11 protein-coding genes and 3 pseudogenes are annotated in these 13,774 nt (G+C 68.9%); 3 read left to right on the top strand and 11 right to left on the bottom strand.

What is annotated here, in order from left to right; translation table 11 throughout:
* Positions 1-337: 337 nt before the first annotated feature.
* The 7 genes and pseudogenes from AB0927_RS40150 to AB0927_RS40120 form a co-directional block, all read right to left on the bottom strand.
* A complete protein-coding gene (locus AB0927_RS40150) occupies positions 338-1,090 on the bottom strand; it encodes an SDR family NAD(P)-dependent oxidoreductase (RefSeq protein ID WP_366672813.1) in 753 nt (250 codons plus the stop codon).
* A complete protein-coding gene (locus AB0927_RS40145; RefSeq protein WP_366672812.1) occupies positions 1,090-2,427 on the bottom strand; it encodes an MFS transporter in 1,338 nt (445 codons plus the stop codon). The genes AB0927_RS40150 and AB0927_RS40145 overlap by 1 nt, the downstream gene beginning before the upstream one ends.
* A 1-nt stretch (position 2,428) precedes the next feature.
* A complete protein-coding gene (locus tag AB0927_RS40140; RefSeq protein WP_366672811.1) occupies positions 2,429-3,046 on the bottom strand; it encodes a DUF5825 family protein in 618 nt (205 codons plus the stop codon).
* Positions 3,043-4,974, bottom strand: coding sequence for a RiPP maturation radical SAM C-methyltransferase (locus AB0927_RS40135; protein ID WP_366672810.1), 1,932 nt, complete (start codon positions 4,972-4,974; stop codon positions 3,043-3,045). The genes AB0927_RS40140 and AB0927_RS40135 overlap by 4 nt, the downstream gene beginning before the upstream one ends.
* A gap of 203 nt (positions 4,975-5,177) precedes the next feature.
* Positions 5,178-6,020 (bottom strand): ferritin-like domain-containing protein, encoded by an 843-nt coding sequence (locus tag AB0927_RS40130; protein WP_366672809.1) that lies wholly within the window; start codon positions 6,018-6,020, stop codon positions 5,178-5,180.
* Positions 6,021-6,300: 280 nt separating this feature from the next.
* Positions 6,301-6,657 carry a hypothetical protein gene (locus AB0927_RS40125; protein ID WP_366672808.1) on the bottom strand — a complete coding sequence of 119 codons (357 nt, stop codon included), beginning with the start codon at positions 6,655-6,657 and terminating at the stop codon, positions 6,301-6,303.
* A pseudogene (locus AB0927_RS40120) lies at positions 6,657-7,039 on the bottom strand (transposase); the annotation flags it as partial. The pseudogene AB0927_RS40120 and the gene AB0927_RS40125, both read right to left, overlap by 1 nt.
* Before the next feature lie 29 nt (positions 7,040-7,068).
* Between AB0927_RS40120 and AB0927_RS40115 the strand changes: the two are divergent.
* Positions 7,069-7,715: pseudogene (locus AB0927_RS40115) on the top strand (ISAzo13 family transposase); the annotation flags it as partial.
* Positions 7,716-7,912: 197 nt separating this feature from the next.
* Here the strand turns inward: AB0927_RS40115 and AB0927_RS40110 are convergent.
* The 4 genes and pseudogenes from AB0927_RS40110 to AB0927_RS40095 all read right to left on the bottom strand — a co-directional run bounded on the left by AB0927_RS40110 (position 7,913) and on the right by AB0927_RS40095 (position 10,877).
* Entirely contained in the window at positions 7,913-8,113 is a 201-nt protein-coding gene (locus tag AB0927_RS40110) for a hypothetical protein (protein WP_366672807.1), read from the bottom strand.
* Between the two features lie 340 nt (positions 8,114-8,453).
* Positions 8,454-8,717, bottom strand: coding sequence for a hypothetical protein (locus AB0927_RS40105; RefSeq protein ID WP_366672806.1), 264 nt, complete (start codon positions 8,715-8,717; stop codon positions 8,454-8,456).
* 800 nt (positions 8,718-9,517) lie between these two features.
* Positions 9,518-10,060 (bottom strand): annotated as a pseudogene (locus AB0927_RS40100) (IS5 family transposase); the annotation flags it as partial.
* Positions 10,061-10,229: 169 nt separating this feature from the next.
* Positions 10,230-10,877: a FadR/GntR family transcriptional regulator gene (locus AB0927_RS40095; RefSeq protein WP_366672814.1), complete on the bottom strand. Its 648-nt coding sequence runs from the start codon at positions 10,875-10,877 to the stop codon at positions 10,230-10,232.
* Positions 10,878-10,975: 98 nt separating this feature from the next.
* On the opposite strand from AB0927_RS40095, the gene AB0927_RS40090 reads away from it, so the two are divergent.
* Together AB0927_RS40090 and AB0927_RS40085 are read left to right on the top strand one after the other, a co-directional pair.
* Entirely contained in the window at positions 10,976-12,229 is a 1,254-nt protein-coding gene (locus tag AB0927_RS40090) for an MFS transporter (RefSeq protein WP_366672805.1), read from the top strand.
* A gap of 371 nt (positions 12,230-12,600) precedes the next feature.
* Entirely contained in the window at positions 12,601-13,698 is a 1,098-nt protein-coding gene (locus AB0927_RS40085; protein ID WP_366672804.1) for an AMP-binding protein, read from the top strand.
* Positions 13,699-13,774: the final 76 nt, after the last annotated feature.

Below are 13,774 nucleotides of genomic sequence, written 5' to 3'. Positions count from 1 at the left end.
CACCCGGGGCCGGGGCGCAGCCGGGGCCGGCGGCCCGGCGGCGGTGGCCCGGCACCGGACGGCTCGGACCACGGGTGCGGCCCCGGACCGTCCTCGCCCGGCGCCGGGGCTCGCCTCCCTGTCGTCGAATGGGGAAGTGGTCGAGCTCCAGGCTGCCTTGACGGCGTGGCTCCGTCTGAACCCGGCAGCGCCGCCGTCCGTGCTCAGGTAAGGACCGCCAGTCTGCCCCGTGTCGACTGGTGCCATCCCGTCCGCTCACGCATCGCTCACGCACGACAGGCTGGTGACCAGTACCTTTCTGCCCTTCTGCCACAACCGATATGAATCTGATCAAGCACTACTGGTAGCGGGCGTCAGTAGGGTCGATGGTGATCTCAGGCAGGTGGACGTGCGGTGGCTGGGTGAGGACCCACTCGATCGTGCGGGCGACATCGTCGGGGAGCAGCGGGTGGTAAGGCCAGTCAGTGACGGCGTGAACGCGGGGCATGTCAGCGCCGGCGAGCACCGAGGCGAATTCGGTGTTGGTGGACCCCGGCGACACAAGGGTGATACGGCAGCCGCCCAGCGGGCGTTCCTCAGCCGCAACCGAATGCAGGAAGCCGCGCAGGCCGTGTTTGGTGGCGGCGTAGGCGGAGTAGCCAGGCGCAGCCGTCGTGCCGAAAACGGACCCGACGATGACCAAGTGGCCACCCGCGCGATCGAGGACGGGCAGCAGCGCCCGGGTCATGAGCATCGGGGCGAGGAGGTTGACCAGCACCTGGGACTCCCAGTGGGCGGCGTCCGCCTCGCGGACCGGTCCGGCACCCCGACCATGGCCGGCTGCGAGCACCGCCGTACGGAGCGGGCTCGGTGCCGCGCCGATCAGTTCGGCGACAGCGGCGGGCACGTCGTGGGGCCGGTCGAGGTCGAGGGGCGCGGTGTGCACCTTTACGGAGTGGGCACCGCCGAGTTCATCCTCGAGTACGCGAAGCCGTTCGGCGCGTCGGGCGGTCAACAGCAGGTCGTAGCCGGCGGCGGCCAGACGGCCGGCGGTGGCGGCACCGATGCCGCTGCTGGCGCCCGTGATCAGGGCGGTACCGGGGTGGGTCATCAGGAGTTCTCCTTCCCTGCGCGTTCACGTGCGGCGTCCGCGGCGCGGCGGTCTATGTCGGCGTGCAGGTCACGGGGGAACCACAGGCTGGCCGCGCCGGCGAGGGCCACCGCTGCCGCGCCGGTCAGCACGGGCACGATCCCGATCCTGGTCGCAAGGGCACCGCCGGCGAACGCGCCGATCGGGAGGGGGGCGGTCAGCGCGGCCTGAAGGAAGGCGTTGACCCGGCCGAGCATTCTGGTCGGGGTGACCAGCTGCCGGCCGGTGATCATCGCGATCAGCCATACGGTGGCCAGCAGCCCGAACAGCAGCTCGTACAAAAGAAGTACGGGGAAGGCGAGGCCGAGTGAGGCGGCCGGGATGAGGAACAGTGCGACGCCGGCGCCGATCGCGCACAGCTGGGTACTGCGGCCCATCCCCAGGGCACGGGTTACCGGGGTGGCGAGCGCAACACCGAGCGCGGCGGCTATCGCGTAGGTGGCGTACGCGGTCCCCAGCTCCCAGGGCCGCAGGGACAGTTCCTCGGTGGCGTAGAGGACGAAGAGGGCTCCGGCGGCTCCTCCCCCGAGATTGAGGCCGGCTGCGGCCAGGGCCTGCCGACGAAGCAGGGTCTCTCGGCGGATCACCGCGAAGCCCTCCCGCATCGCCTTCAGCCGGGAGCGCACCGCGGTGCCCTCGGCAGCGGGCACGTTCAGGGCGGTGGGCAGCGCGAGCAGCAGCGGTACGGCCACGACGTAGGCAGCGCACTCCACCAGCAGGGCGGTGTCGGGGGCGGCGAGGCCGATGAACACCCCGCCGAGTGCGGGGCCGCCGATCATGCCCGCGGTTCTGGCCCCGGTCAGCGCGGAGTTGGCGGGCAGTAGCTGGTCGGGCTGTACGACCCGGGGGAGCACCGACTGGAGTCCGACCCCCACAATTGTCGTGAGCCCACCGGAGAGCATGGCCACCACGAACAGGTGGGGCCAGCTCAGCAGGTCTGCCCTGGCGGCCAGGGGCACACTGCCGATCACCAGGATCTGCGCGGTGGTCAGAAGCGCGAGCAGGTTGCGAAGCCGCGCTTGGTCGACCAGCACCCCGATCAGCGGGCTGAGCAGTACTCCGGGCAGGTACGTCAGCCCCATCAAGGTGGCCGCACCGAGCGGCCCCGCGTCCAGAGTCGTGATGGCCAGCAGCGGCAAAGCCAGCGCGGTGACCTGGCGGCCCAAGGTACTGACCGCCTGTTCGGCGCACAGGAGCAGGAACGGGCGGTGGCTGCGCAGCGAGCGCGGGCCGGTCGGCTCAGTGAGTGCTGGGCCGACTGCATCGCGGTCGGTGGTTTCCTCGGAAGGGCTGGTCACGTCAGATTCCTGTGTAGGGCACGGGCCAGTGGCGGATGCGGGGTGGCAGGGTGACCGCCCAGCCCCGGCTGATCAGCACGATGCCCTCGCCGGCGAGCAACGACACCGCCTCCTGACCTCTGGCGGTCAGCTCCGCCGTCCGGGTGGGGGTGAGGCAGGTGTGAAAGGCAGCGAGCAGATCAGGGTGGTCGAGTGTGAAGCGCGCGGCCGATTCCGCCGCGCGCCGGTCCTTGGCCAGGATGAAGCCAGGGCCCTGGCGGTGGAAGAACAGGCCGTACTCATGCGCCGCGCGCCAGGCGGACAGCTCGGGCGGTTCGTCGGGGGAGTGCTTCGGCGGCGGGAGGTGGTGCAGCAACGCCACACGCACGTGCGCGGACTTCGGATCGCGACGCAACGGGTCGTCGGTCGCCAGGTCCCAGCTGACCGGTAGCGCATGGCTCTGGCACTCACGCAACAGGTACACGAGCTCCAGCGCCGCCCGCCCGCCCGAGCCCAGACATACGGGCTCGGGAACGACCACCGTGCGGCCATCACGGCGATGCGCCACTACTCGGGGCAGCTTGGGCCCATCGGCGTCGGCGGCCGAGTACGGTGCCGCGCGCTGGTCGACCGCCGTCACGCGGTCACCTCCTTGGAGGCCGCAGCACGCAGCAGCGGTGGCACCTGTGGTGAATCCGGTAACGGGATCGAGGTGGGGCGCGTGGCGCGTCGGCCGGGTGCCTGGATGGCCGCAGCTCTGGTGGGCAGCGCCACGTAGCTGCCGGCCTCGACGAACACCAGCCCGCCCACGACTAGTTCGGCGACCCAATCGCTCAGCTGTGGTTGTCCGATTCGCTGACCTGCCGCCATCAGCAGCCGGGCGAGCGCCGGTAAGGTCCGGCCATGCTCCAACAGACGGAACGCGTCGGCCTGCCAGCCGCGGAGCCGATGGGTGCGATCCGGCCAGCCGTAGCGCCGGTCGTGGACGAGTAACTCGTCCTCGCTCTCCTCAAGGAGCAACTGCGACCAGGGATAAGCCTCCTCCCAGCGTTCGACCTCCCTTACCAGTCGCTGCTCCACCTCTCCCTGGATGCCGCCCGGTGCCGCCTCGAAGAGGTAGACGAGGTCCTTCAGTTCCTCCTCCGGCAGGCGGTAGACGTGCTGGTACATCTCGGCAGGCCGGGGGTCCGGGAAGCCGAGGGCTGGGTTGGTGTGGTGGGGACTGAAGCGCTCCAGGGCGATCCGGGTGGCTCCGCCAGGCGGTTGCAGATGCCAGAGGGCAGGCATCTGGTCGAGGACGGCGGTGTAGTCGTCCTCCCGTTCGCCGGGGAAGCCGTAAAGGTAGTTCCAGGTGCAGGTCAGCGCGTGGTTTTCGCATTCACGCAGAGTGCGCACATTGCGGGTCCCGGTCACGCCCTTGTCCATCAGTTCCAGAACCCGGTTGTTGAGGCTCTCTATGCCGGGCTGGATGTGAGTGACTCCGGCCCGGGCGAGCAGTGCCAGTTGCTCTGCGGACAGGTTGGACTTCACCTCGTAATGGAGCCGCAGGTCCCAGTCGCTTTCGGCAGCCAGCGGTAGAAAGTCGGCGAAGTAGCCCATGCTGATGATGTTGTCGACGGTGATGACGTCCAGGATCTGGTGCCGTTTGACCAGCTGGTCGATCTCGGACCAAAGCCGAACCCCTGGCTTCGCACGGAACTCCATCAGCGAGCCGTTGAGACCGCAGAAGGTGCAATGGTGCTTCTCGCCCCACCAACAGCCGCGGGCTCCCTCGACCACCAGCTTGGGTTCCAGGAACTCGGCCACCGGAGACGCCTCCAAAGCGCGTTGCCAGGCGTCGTAGTCGGGCGAGGGGATCTGCCCGGGCGGCACAGTGCCGCGTGCCTCCTCATTGGCCCGCGACACGGACCCGTCCCACCAGCACACACCGGGCACGTCGGTGGGGGTGTCGCCGCGGTCCAGCCGGTCGAGCAGGGCAGGCAGGGCGAGTTCCCCCTCGCCGCGGACCACATAGTCCACGAATGGGTGGTTCCGATGGAGGGCGTGGCCCATTTGTCCGTCGCAGTTACTACCGCCCAACAGAGTGATGAGCTCAGGGCGTTGCCGCTTGAGTTCCTTGGCCAGAGCCAATGAGGGCACGTTCTGGAGGAAAGTGCTGGTCATCCCGACGACGTCCGGCTCAGTCTCCAGGATCTCCATGGCTGCGGCTGTGACGAACCCGGCGGCGAGCGGGCGCATCGCGCGTGCGGTCGCCAGGGCGGTGCCGTGTTTTCTGGCGTACGACTCCAGCTGTGTGCAGCCCCATTCCTCATCGTCGTAGAGGACGCCGGAGAAGACCCAGTCGCCGAGCCCGTCGAAGATCTGGTCGTTGGCGATCTCCACGTACTGTGCCGGCCGCAGCTCACCGTCGGAGTGCTCAAGCAGGTGATCGGCCCAGCGCAGCCACCCGTGGTACTCGCTTACCTCATCGGCGGGCCGGCTGGTGGACAGCAGTGAGTGCAACAGGCCGACCTGTAGAGACGGCATGTCAAGGGCCTGCCAGGGCATGGAGACGAGCGTGATGCGCATCTGAGGCGGCTCCAGATCTGGGAGTGGGTGCGGCGCGCGAGACGCCGCACCCACTCAGGTGGTCGGACGGTCAGCCGCGCCGGGCGGCGGCCGCCGGGTCGTCCCCCTTCGTCCGGGGGGTGACGACGCTGTACTTGTTGCACGTTTTGGCCTGGTCCTTGACCGCAACCTTCTTGATCTCCATGTGTTCTCCTCCTTGTTGTTCAGGGCTCCAGCGCCCTGCACCGGGACAGTTCCTCGCGGTCGTCCCGGAGACCTGTGAGGACACGCATTCGGGTCTCGTGCCGGGCACGGAGCCAACCGGCTGCCCGGCCGGCGGAGACCTCGGGTACCAGGCGGTGTATCAGCGAGCCCACCTTGTCCACATCCGTGTTGCGCAGCACGATCCGTTCACTCAGCAGCAGGAGCTCGGCCGGCAGTCGGCGCAGCCTGTCTCGTCCCGCGCCGTGGGCGAGGTACGACATGCCGAGGGCAACGTGGCGTGACTCGTCTCGCCTGACCAGCCGGTAGAGCTCGCCGAGACCCTCGGTTCTCAGCCCTTTCACGAACCAGTGGAACTCGTCGGCGGCGAAGCCCTCGGCGAGGGTGTGTGCCAGAAAGCGGGCGGTGTGGTCGTCCAGCGACCAGAGGTCGCGGGAAAGCTCTTCGGCTGCATCGGACGGCCCGTTCACGGCACCGGCAACCGCACGCGCGTAGTCGTGGAAGACCGTGCTGTGTTTGGCCTCATCGGCGACTGCGGTGGCGAGCACCAGCTTCATGTCTGCATCAGGGCAGGCGTGCAGTAGTCCGGCCGCCACATCCATGCCGACCTGCTCGGCGTAACTGCTGCCGCTTGCCAGCAGCCAGGCCAGCTCGGAGTATTCGGGGCGTCCGGCTCTGTCGGGGTGCCGGGCGAGGGCGGCGCGGACAGCTTCTTCGGGCTCCCAGGCGTGTTCGCGTGCGTCCCGGATGAAGTGGCGGCGAAGTTCCTGAATTCCGTCCTGCTCAAAGGGGGCGACCGGGATCGACCGCGCCCCTCGCACCCCTCCGAGTGCCGACTGACCCACCGAACGTTCCCCCGTCGTGGATGACAACGCGTGTGTTCATTTGTGCGAAAGTGAGCGCCGAGTAGGGAGAGCGTAGGCGTGACGAGAGGTGTGCGGCGAGAGTGCCTGCGACCCAAGGAGAGACAACCGGCCGACGGTCGCCGCAGGGTGGTTCACCGCGTCGTCCCTGCGTATGGGCGCACGGGCGTAGTGCGCAGCCGTGGACCGAGGCAATTTTTCGCCGCTTAACAGTCCGGAATACGTCGGTTCGCTGAGCAACTGTCAATAGTTGTGGATCAGTTCAGTCTTCTTGATCTCCCTTCGGGAGGCCAGGTTCCATCTGTCTGCGCAGGCGCCTGATGTCCGCGATGAGGCGGGGGACGGTTTCGCGGGTGGCGGCGATGAACTGCGCGTTCTCGTCCCGGTGCTCGTCGGCGGTGTCGACGTAGCGAGGGTGCTGGACGAGGGTTGCAGCTACGATCTCGCGATGGTCGAAGCTGGGCCACCGCTCACCGAGGCCGGTGTCGGGCACGGTACTCACGGCGACGAGATTCATGGCGTGCTCGTCGTCGAGGCTGCGGACGAACCAGGGGCCTGGGGTGGCTGCTTGTGCGAGTTCATCGAGTTCCTCGTCGGTGAGCGGTTGTGGGTTGGTCATCAGGCCGCGAACTCCTCTCGCTCCACGAGCTGGCCGTTCTCGAACCTCGCGCCCGCGCGGACGAGCGGGACCAGGTGGGCGCCGGTAATCGCCCGCCCAGCGGGCCTGGGCGGACTCGACGAGCTTGAACACCATGGCAAGGGGCCGCGGTTGGGCTGCCGGCGCCCCGGGTGACCTTGGTCCGAAGCTTGACCGTGGAGAACGTCGACTCGATGGGGTTCGTGGTCCGCAGATGGATCCAGTGCTCGGCGGGGAAATCGTGGAACGCCAGCAGCTCGTCCAGGTCGTCGGTGATCTTCGCGGCGGCCCTGGGCCACTTCACTCCGTAGTCCTTCGCGAACGCGCGGGCCGCCTGCTCGGCATGCGTGCGGTCCTGGGCGTTGTTTGCGAGTGTGGGCTCGTTGTCATGGAATGGCGATTCCGTTGGAAATCTGTTCCCAACTCCACTGCAGGTTCTTGGTGTTGTTGCCGCACCTGAACGAGCGGCAGCGGCGACTGGCCCTGGCCACCGAGGCCCGGCTGCTTGGGCACGGCGGGATACGGGTGGTGGCGCGGATTGCGCAGGTCAGCGAGACCACGGTGCGTCGTGGGTGTCGGAGCTGGAGGCGGGGGCTGGGCAGCTGTCCGACGGCCGGGTGCGGGCGCCCTACGGAGGCCGCAAGCGAGCCGATGCCAACGATCCGGCCCTGCTCAAAGTCTTGTTGGGCCTGGTCGAGCCGGACGAGCGGGGTGATCCGCAGGCGCCGCTGCGGTGGACGACGAAGTCGCTGCGGAACCTGTCCGAGGAGCTGACCCGGCAGGGGCATCCGGTGTCCGCGCCGACGGTGGGCAGGCTGCTCAAGCAGGAGGGTTTCAGTCTGCAGGCAAACGTCAAGACCATCGAGGGCGCCCAGCATCCCGACCGGGATGCCCAGTTCCGCTACATCAACGAGCAGGTCAAGCAGTACCAGACCGGCGGTGAGCCGGTAATCAGCGTGGACACCAAGAAGCGGGAGCAGATCGGCCGACTGCCCATGGCCGGCCGCGAGTGGCGGCCCGCGGGCGAGCCGGTCGAGGTGGAGGACCACCACGTGAACGCCTCCTCCACCATGCGAGCCCAGTGACCGAGGGGCGCTCTGGCGCCCCCGGGATATACCGAAGGGCCCACGTCAGCCACCCAGCGCAGTGGGCGGATCCGAACGGGGTGCCGCTGTTGTTCGTGTTCGCGAGGACGTGCGCCGCCTGGACGAGACCCGAGGGACCCGCCCTCCCCGCGTCATGCGGCGTGGCCGCCGACGCCATCAACTCTCTCCTTGAGGACGCCCGTGCCGCCCCGGCGTCCAGCCGGGCCCGGGTCGCCGCGGCGGACGCTGTGGCCGGCCTCCTGCTCGCCGAGCGGATGCGGGCCTGGCCGCGGATCGCCGCCGTGGACGAGCACCCGCACGACCGGGTGCTCGCCGCCCACCCCGCCGGGCACCCAACCACCGCCGACCCAGCACCACGGACGCCGACGCGGGGGAGTGGTGGGACCCCGGGCAGTCGAGGCCACTGTGCGGCTGCTGGCCGGCCACCCGACACCGGAAGGCTAGGACAGATCCCCGACACCATGGCGAGGACGCCCGCCTCCGGTGTTCAGTGACGGGCCGCCTGGTATGAGCGAGGCCGGAAGGGGGTTTGGAAACGTCGACCGGACACTGATGCTGTGGTCTGCTGTCCCGCGGTTCTTCCGGTCGACGGTCGCGGCTTGGTCCTGTTCCCCTCCTGTTCGTTCGGGGCGAGCTGTGCTGTTGAAGTGCTGGTGGCGACTGTGATGGCCTTCAGCACTTGTCGTCGACGAGTTTGTCGAAGTCCTTGGTGCTCATGGCCCGGCCGTTGGCCCAGACCTGGCCCGGCCGGAGGGAGGCGAGGTCGTCGGCGGTGAAGTAGCCGTGTGCCAGGTAGCTGCTGTACACGCGGAACTCCAGTCCGTAGGTCCGGCCGGGCAGCAGTTCCTGTCTGCCGAAGGTGTGCGCGCGCCATTCGGGTGGTGGGGAGAAAAGCGGGAAGACGGCACCTCCGTGGTTCGTCGGTCCCCCCGCCACCCACCCGCTGTCTTCCTTGTGCGCCTGGCCCCCGTCCGGATCATCAGCGCCGGCCTGTGCAGGTTGGGAGGCCGGGGAAGAGCCGACCGAGCCAAGTGATGCCTCCTCGAGCACGGCTTCGCCTTCCTCAGGGGTCCAGCTCACCAGACTCACCCCCGAGATGGTCTCCCCTCCGTCGCACGGCCGCAGTTCGACCACCACCTGCCCGTTGTCCCCGTTTCGCACCGCTACGAGTGGCAGGTCAGGGGGGCTGCACCCACTCACCATGGTGAGACCCAACGCCAGGCATACTGCCCCGCACACACGTCTCATTCCGGCTCCCCCTCGGATGCTTACTCCTGCTTACTCCTGCTGACTCCGAGAGTCGGGTCTGCCTGAGGAAAGAGTCGAGTTCCGTACGGTCTCAGTTCGGACTCGCGTGCGGGCCAGGCGCCCTCCCAGGGTCTTGCAAGGAGCCACCACGATGACCACTCTCACCGGCCCCCGGCAGGCGCCCGGCGTGCCCGCCCCGACCACGGGCCCGACCGGTACCGGGCGAGCCGCCCCGGCCTCCTGTGGTACGCGCTTGGGAGGCCACTGTGGAACCCGCTTTGGTGCCTGGCGCCGAGCCGGCCGGTAAGTGACCAGGTCACCGCCCAGATTCGGGCGCGCGCTGCGTTGTCACGGCCCTCTTCATCTCTTCCTGAACTTCTGGGTGATGTCCGCGGAGGAGGAGATCATCGGGTCCGGGGGCCGGGTGCCCGCTGCGGCCGGGCGTGGTCGGCGCTCGGCTGGTGGCAGCGCGCGCCGGACGACGGGGTCCGGGGACGGCGCAACGGCCGGCCGCGCTTGCCCCGGATCGGTGGGACGGCTTGGATCAGCGGGATCAGCTGGGTGACGTAGTTCCGGTTCCCGCCGGTCAGGGGCACGGCCAGTGGGATGCCGTGCGCCTCGACGATCAGGTGATGCTTGCCACCGGTCTTCCCCTGGTCCACCGGGGACGGGCCGGTGGCCGACCCACCCCTCATCGCGCGCAGATGGGAGGAGTCGACGGCGGCGCGGGAGAAGTCGAGCATGTCGGCCGCCCGCAGTTCGGCCAGCAGCAGCTCGTGCAAGTGCTGCCAGACTCCCGCCTCGTTCCAGTCCCGCAGCCGCCGCCAGCAGGCCATTCCCGAGCCGAAGCCCAGCTCCTGAGGCAGGAACCGCCACGGGATCCCGCTGTAGAGCACGAACAGGATCCCGCACAGCACCCTGCGATCATCCAGGCGCTTACGCCACGGATGCCGGTACCGGCGCTCGACCACGGGCAGCAGCGGCTCGATCCGCTCCCACTCCCGTCCTCGACCTCCACGGCTTGGGCGCACTCTTCGTCTCGGCGCCTCGCATCCCCATCCAGGCAGCGTCAACGAGAACTGACACGCCGTCATTCCCGCCCCGGTTACCTCGGGGCCGACCACTTCACCCGACGCGATCCGAACGCGCCGGCCGGTTCGGACGCGCGCTCCGGCCGGTGGGAGCTCTCCCCCGGCCGGCTCAGTCCATGTAGGAGGCCGCCTCGCTCGCCGCGCGGTCGGCGTCGCGGTCGCGGATGGCGTCGACGAGCGCGTCATGGTCCTGGAACTGCTCGGAGCGCAGTTCCGCGCCGAAATGGTCCAGGAGGGAGTCGCGGATGACCTCGCCGAGGTCGGCGTGGAGCCCGGCGAGCACCGTGTTCCGGGAGGCGGTGACGACGGCGAGGTGAAAGGCCACATCGGCGTTCACGAAGGCCACCCGGTCGTCGGCGGTCCATGCCTCCTGCCGCTGCCGGAGCGCGTGCTCCAGCCGCTCCAGGTCGTCCTCCGTGCGGCGTTGGCAGGCGAGACGGGCCGCACGCACCTCAAGGGCGCTGCGGACGTCGACTATGTCCTCCGTTCTGGCCTTCTCGAAGCGGTTGCGCATCATGCCGGCGAGTTCGCTGGTGGCCTGGACGTAGGAGCCGGAGCCGTGCCGGATGTCGAGCAGCCCGGTGTGCGCGAGGGCCCGGATGGCCTCGCGCACGGTGTTGCGGGCGACGTCGAGCTGCTCGACGAGCTCGGTCTCGGTGGGGATGCGGCTGCCGACGGGCCAGGCGCCTGAGGTGATCTGCTCGCGAAGCCGGGCGATCACTTGGTCGCCCAGTGCTTGGCGGCGGACAGGTCCCATGTTCATGACGCCCAGCGTACGCCAGATCCTCCAGTCATCCTATGACTCTACGAGAATCACTGGACATCCAGTCATGGGATGACTCTATGATGGGGTCCATGACAATGGATGAGGCCGACAAGAGCGCCTCTTGTTCCATAGCGGCCCAACCCAGCCCCGTCATGCGGGGGTTGCGCCGCACCGCCGTGGTGGCGCTGGTCCTGGCCGCCCTGAATCTCCGCCCGGGGGCCACCAGCCTCGGGCCCGTCCTGGAGGAGGTCCGGGACAGCCTCGACATGAGCGGCTCGGTGACCGGGCTGGTGACCTCGATCCCCGCGGCATGTTTCGCGGTGGTCGGCTCCACGGCCCCGCTGCTGGCCCGCCGCTTCGGCGCGAGCGCCGTCATCGCGGCGGCCGGCGGCGTGCTCGCCCTGGGCCTGGCGCTGCGGCCGTTCGCCTTCGACCCGGTGCTGTTCGTGGCGCTGACCGCGCTGTCGCTGGCCGGCATCGCGGTGGCCAATGTGCTGCTGCCGATGGTGGTGAAGCAGAGCTTCCCCGACCGGGTGGGCGCGATGACGGGCCTGTACTCGATGGCGCTGAACGTGGGCGCGTCGTCCGCGGCGGCGCTCACGGTTCCCCTTTCGGAGGCGTTCGGCGGCGACTGGCGGTACGGCCTGGGCACCTGGTCGGTCCTCGCGGCGCTGTCCGTGCCACCCTGGCTGGCCCTGGCCCGGGGCCGGGGCCGGCAGGAGCCGCACCCGGGACACATCGGCGGCGCGATCGGCCCGCCGCCCGCTGCCGAGGGTCGGCTCTCGCGCGACCCCACGACTTGGGCACTCACCGTGTACTTCGGGCTCCAGGCGAGCTCCGCCTACATCATCATCGGCTGGCTGCCCCAGATCTACCGGGACGCGGGACTCTCCCCGGGCGCCGCGGGACTGCTGTTCTCGGCATCCTCCCTGCTGGGCGTGCCCCTGTCCTTCGCGCTGTCGGCCATGGCCGGCCGACTGCGCCACCAGAGCGGGCTCGCCGCCGGGATCGGGGTGTGCGGCTTCGCCGGATTCGCCGGCCTCTGGTTCGATCCCGCCGTCGCACCATGGCTGTGGGCGATCCTGCTGGGCATCGCCAACTGCTCTTTCCCCCTCGCCCTGACGATGATCGGAATGCGGGGCCGTGACAGCGCGACCGTCGCCCGGCTCTCCGGTTTCGTGCAGAGCATCGGCTACGCGCTGTCCATTCCCGGCCCCCTTGTCGTGGGTGTTCTCTACGACCATGCGGACGGCTGGCGGCTGCCGCTGTCCTTCGTACTGCTGCTGACCCTGATCCAGATTGTGGCTGCTATTCCCGCGGGCCGCGACAGGTCAATCGGCTGAACCGCTCGGGCTCGGCAGAAAATCGCTTCACTGATACGACCTATCTCCACATTTCGCCCTGCGTATATCTATCGCAGGCCTGCGGAAATGTCTTGCGGAGATAGTATGCAACAACACCCGCTTGTGGCGCACATCGGTTTCGTGATAATTTTTATCGAACTGCGCGACAGCAATCCGGAACTCCTATAGGATTTCGGTGGCGAACCCCCGGGCAAGTCTTACCGGGTTCAGGTTCCGCAGAGGCCCGCCACCCGCACTGGCCGGCGAGTAATTCCGAGTACCGCACCAGGAAAGAACGCGAAGTTCGAGGCGGCGTTTCGTCCTCACCACGGACGCCGCCCTCCCAAGACGCGGAAAAAGGAAGTCGCCCCATGAGTTTAGAAACCGCCCCCTGCTCCCGTCGTGCCGCCTCCGGCCTGCCCGACGTGCTGCGCAGCCGGGCACAAGCGGCCCCCGACCGGATCGCCGCCGTCCATGAACACCAGTCCCTGACCTTCGCCGAGCTGGTGGCGCGCAGCGAGCGGGTGGACGCGCTGCTCCGGCAGGCGGGAGTGGGCCGGGACAGCCGGGTGGGCGTGTTCATGGAACCGTCGCTCGACCTGCTCACCGGTGTCTGGGGAATTTTGATGTCCGGCGGCTGCTATGTTCCGCTGTCCCCCGAATACCCGGAAGAGCGGATCGCATACATGCTGGCCGACGCCGGCGTGGATGTCGCCCTCACCCAGGAGAACCTCCGCCCCGCATTTCAGGAATTGGCCCCGGCTGGCGTCAGGGTGCTCACTCTCGACGGAATATCGGAGGCCGCCGACGAGAACGCTCCGGCAGCGGTCCGGCCGGATTCCGGGGTGCGCCCCGACGACCTCGCCTACGTCATCTACACCTCCGGCAGCACCGGCAAGCCGAAGGGTGTGATGGTCGAGCACCACAGCATCATGAGCCAGATGGAGTGGCTGCACGACGAGTGCGGTATCGACGAGCGCGAAACGGTGCTCCAGAAGACGCCGATGAGCTTCGACGCCGCGCAGTGGGAATTGCTGGCCCCTGCCTGTGGCAGCACCGTGGTGATGGGAGCCCCCGGTATATACCGCGATCCCGAGGCCATCATCGCCACCATCGAAAGGCACGGGGTGACGACGCTCCAGTGCGTTCCCACCCTGCTCCAGGCGCTGCTGGACACCGAGAAGTTCCCCGTCTGCCGGACCCTGCGCCGCGTATTCAGCGGCGGCGAGGCGCTGTCCCGCAGCCTGGCCGCGCAGTGTCTGGACACCATGCCGGACGCTTCCCTGGTCAATCTCTACGGGCCCACCGAGTGCACCATCAACGCCTCGTCGTTCACCGTGGACCGCGCCGTGCTGGAGGACGGGCCGCTCGTCATGCCGATCGGCACCCCGGTCCGCGACACCACGCTGCACGTGCTGAACCCGGACGGCGAGCCGGGGAGTGTCTTAATTCAACGGCGGATCCGGTGATCAAGGAGACGCCTGGTGAGCGAGGCCGTCACCGAGTACGGGGACCGTGGAAGAGCCGGTCGTCGAGTGGGCGGCG

Origin of the sequence: Streptomyces sp. NPDC048106 (assembly GCF_040706415.1) — a bacterium.
In the GTDB taxonomy this organism is placed as follows: domain Bacteria; phylum Actinomycetota; class Actinomycetes; order Streptomycetales; family Streptomycetaceae; genus Streptomyces.
Note: the sequence above shows the minus strand (reverse complement) of the source record. Positions and strands in the feature narration are given on the sequence as shown.

What these genes read in the sequence shown, in the direction of transcription:
- AB0927_RS40150 (WP_366672813.1), bottom strand. Translation starts at nt 1,090, where the DNA reads ATGACCCACCCCGGTACCGCCCTGATCACGGGCGCCAGCAGCGGCATC.
- AB0927_RS40125 (WP_366672808.1), bottom strand. Translation starts at nt 6,657, where the DNA reads ATGACCAACCCACAACCGCTCACCGACGAGGAACTCGATGAACTCGCA.
- AB0927_RS40095 (WP_366672814.1), bottom strand. Translation starts at nt 10,877, where the DNA reads ATGGGACCTGTCCGCCGCCAAGCACTGGGCGACCAAGTGATCGCCCGG.
- AB0927_RS40090 (WP_366672805.1), top strand. Translation starts at nt 10,976, where the DNA reads ATGACAATGGATGAGGCCGACAAGAGCGCCTCTTGTTCCATAGCGGCC.
- AB0927_RS40135 (WP_366672810.1), bottom strand. Translation starts at nt 4,974, where the DNA reads ATGCGCATCACGCTCGTCTCCATGCCCTGGCAGGCCCTTGACATGCCG.
- AB0927_RS40085 (WP_366672804.1), top strand. Translation starts at nt 12,601, where the DNA reads ATGAGTTTAGAAACCGCCCCCTGCTCCCGTCGTGCCGCCTCCGGCCTG.